Source organism: Microbacterium sp. B19, assembly GCF_000333395.1.
In the GTDB taxonomy this organism is placed as follows: Bacteria; Actinomycetota; Actinomycetes; order Actinomycetales; family Microbacteriaceae; genus Microbacterium.
In genome coordinates this window covers 1-2,622 of the sequence record NZ_BADA01000529.1, presented here as the reverse complement: position 1 = coordinate 2,622, position 2,622 = coordinate 1, and the positions used below count along the sequence as shown (strand labels likewise).

4 protein-coding genes are annotated in these 2,622 nt (G+C 72.4%); all 4 read right to left on the bottom strand.

Annotation, left to right across the window (positions count from 1 at the left end; all coding sequences use genetic code 11):
• Positions 1–15 precede the first annotated feature (15 nt).
• The gene (locus I5G_RS23450) at positions 16–942 is read right to left on the bottom strand and encodes a nucleoside hydrolase (RefSeq protein WP_022880309.1); all 927 of its coding nucleotides are present in this window, start codon (positions 940–942) and stop codon (positions 16–18) included.
• A complete protein-coding gene (locus tag I5G_RS18040) occupies positions 939–1,778 on the bottom strand; it encodes a PfkB family carbohydrate kinase (RefSeq protein ID WP_022880308.1) in 840 nt (279 codons plus the stop codon). Before I5G_RS18040 ends, I5G_RS23450 begins: the two co-directional genes overlap by 4 nt.
• A gap of 80 nt (positions 1,779–1,858) precedes the next feature.
• Positions 1,859–2,362 carry a hypothetical protein gene (locus tag I5G_RS18035; RefSeq protein ID WP_022880307.1) on the bottom strand — a complete coding sequence of 168 codons (504 nt, stop codon included), beginning with the start codon at positions 2,360–2,362 and terminating at the stop codon, positions 1,859–1,861.
• A gap of 7 nt (positions 2,363–2,369) precedes the next feature.
• Positions 2,370–2,622, bottom strand: a 253-nt coding sequence (locus I5G_RS23445) for an FUSC family protein (protein ID WP_036329259.1), incomplete at its 5' end; no start/stop codon positions are given.

Genomic DNA, 2,622 nt, shown 5'->3' with positions numbered 1-2,622 from the left:
GAACGAAAGGTTTACTCAGCCCGGCCACTCCCGCCCTTCCAACCGCCCCAACAACACCTCGACGGCGGAGCCCTCCATCCCGCGCACCCACCGCTGCGTCGACGACGCACGCGACGACACCGTACGCCCGCGCTCCCCGCCGGTGAGCCGCACCTCGACCTGCCCCGACGCGACACTGACGCCCCGCAGCACGCCGGCCGCGACCATCGCCGCCAGTGGGTCGTGCAGCGCGCAGCGGCGGTCGGGGAAGACGCGGCTTTGGTAGAAGTCGAGGTACGCCGGCAGCATCGCGGCCAACGCCTGTGGCACGGCGCCCGGGATCGCTTCGAGGCGCACGAGGTCGGTGGCATCCAGGGTTTGCGTCATCGTGACGTCGAGGGGGACGAGGGCGGTGTCCCAGTCCTGCGCAAAGACGACCGCGGCCGCCTCGGGATCGTTGTGGATGTTCGCCTCGGCCCACGCCGTCACGTTGCCCGAGTGACCGAACGCACCACCCATGACGACGAGCCGGTCGAACGCGGCGACGCCGGGCGTCTCGGCGTAGGCGGCGAGGTTCGTCAGCGGGCCGAGGGCGAGGACGGTGAGATCTGGATGCCGGGTGGCCAGGTGATCGATGAGTTCGACCGCGGCGCGGGTGTCGGGGGAGCTGTCGGCTGCGGCCCACGCGATCCCGCCGACGCCGTCCTCCCCGTGGACGTGTGGCGCGCCGCCGGCGTAGTCGCGCCCGCGGAAGTGGTGCGCGCCGACGGCGACCGGGATGTCATCAACCCCGGCGAGCTGGAACAGCGACAGGGTGTTGGCGGCCGCGCGGGCGGCATCCGTGTTCCCGGAGACCGTCGTGACGCCCACGATCTCGACCGCGGGCTCGGCCAGGAGGTACGCGAGGGCGAGGGCGTCGTCGATGCCGGTGTCGCAATCGACGAGGATCGGGCGGCGGCTCACGCGGGAACCCCGTACGCGTCGAGGGGCTGCAGATCGGGTTGCGACGCATCGTCTGCGACGGCGGCAGCCCCGACAGCGCACGCGCGCGCGAGGGCGACCTCCTCAGCATCGCCGCGCAGCAGGCCCACGACCAGCGCCGCGCAGAATGCGTCCCCGGCGCCGACGGTGTTGCGGACGGTCGTCGACACCCCGGGCGCGGACGCGGCGAGCTCGCCGTGCCGGTACAGCCGCGCGCCCTCGGCTCCGAGCGTCACGCACAGCAACGGCGCGTCGTGCACCTCGGGGAGCTGCGCGTACTCCGTCTCGTTGACGATGACCAGATCCGCGCGCTCGAGCACCCCGGCGGGGAGCGGGCGCGCGGGGGCGGCATTGAGGGCGAAGAACCCGGCGGTGTCCGCGGCGGCCGAGATCACGGCATCCGACACCTCCAACTGCGCGAGCACGGCGGAACCGGGCTCGATCCCCAGGGCGTCGGCGTCGATCGCCGCGTTCGCACCGGCGCACACGACGATGGAGTTCTCGCCGGTGGCATCCACGACGATCAGGGCAGTGCCCGTGGCCGCGTCGGACGTCTGCACCGTCGACGCGTCGACACCGATGGATGCCAGCTGCTCGCGGACCCCGCGACCGTCGAGGTCGTCGCCCACGGCGCCCACCAGGCGCACCGCGGCTCCGAGGCGCGCGGCCGCGACGGCCTGGTTCGCGCCCTTGCCGCCGGGTCCGCGCTGCAGCACGCCGTCCGCGACGGTCTCGCCGGGGCCGGGCGCGCGCTCGACACGGGCGGTGAGGTCGACGTTGATCGCGCCGACGACGGTGAGGCTCGGCGGGGTCGTCATCGCGCCACCGTCCTCGGCGCAGCGGGGGAAGAGAGCAGGAGGGGCGTCACAGGACTCACGAGAACCCACCCTGGCACGTTTCAGTGCAGCAGGAGCTTCGCCGTGATCAGAACGGCCGCCACGATCGCGGCTCCCGCGGCCGTGAGCAGCACGGCGCCGACGGAGTATCCGCGCAGGCGCGCGCCGGCCGTGGCGACCACGACCAGATACGTCATCGCCACCGCGACGCCCCACAGCAGCGCCGTCGAGAGGGCCACGCCGGTCGCCGTCAGCACCACGACCACCAGGAGAGGCGCGAACGTCGCCGAGATCATCGGGGCGCTGACGCGAAGGTGATGCGTCACGACCTGTCCCGGTCGGCGGGCCGACACGTCTCCGAGGGAGTACGCAAAGACGTGGGTCGCGAAATACACGAGGTTCGTCAGCACGACCACTGCGATGACCGTGCCCAGGTCGGTGTCGCTCAGACCGAACAGCGTGGATGCCGAGATCAGCGCGCCGTAACACCCCGCACTGATGCGTTCGGCGGCGTCGCGTCCGAGGCCGCGCGACGCGGCGGCATCGGTGTCGTCGGTGGAGTCCATGGCATCCTCACCCTAGCGACGCGCGTCGACGCAGCGCGGCCGAGACGATCGCGACGAGTGTTCCCACGGCGACACCGATCACGGTCTCGAGCACGCGGTCGCGCAGGAGCATGTCGGGGGTCGCGGGCGAGGCGAGCGAGATCATCAGCAGCGCGAGCGGGGTGATGAACACCATCGCGATGCCGTAGTTGCGGCCGACGAACAGCTCCGCGCCCACCTGCATCACGACGGCGGCGAGCAGGACCGCCCACGCGGAAGTC

Excerpts from the sequence above, each read along its gene's own strand:
- I5G_RS18040 (WP_022880308.1), bottom strand. The coding sequence starts at position 1,778 with ATGACGACCCCGCCGAGCCTCACCGTCGTCGGCGCGATCAACGTCGAC.
- I5G_RS18035 (WP_022880307.1), bottom strand. The coding sequence starts at position 2,362 with ATGGACTCCACCGACGACACCGATGCCGCCGCGTCGCGCGGCCTCGGA.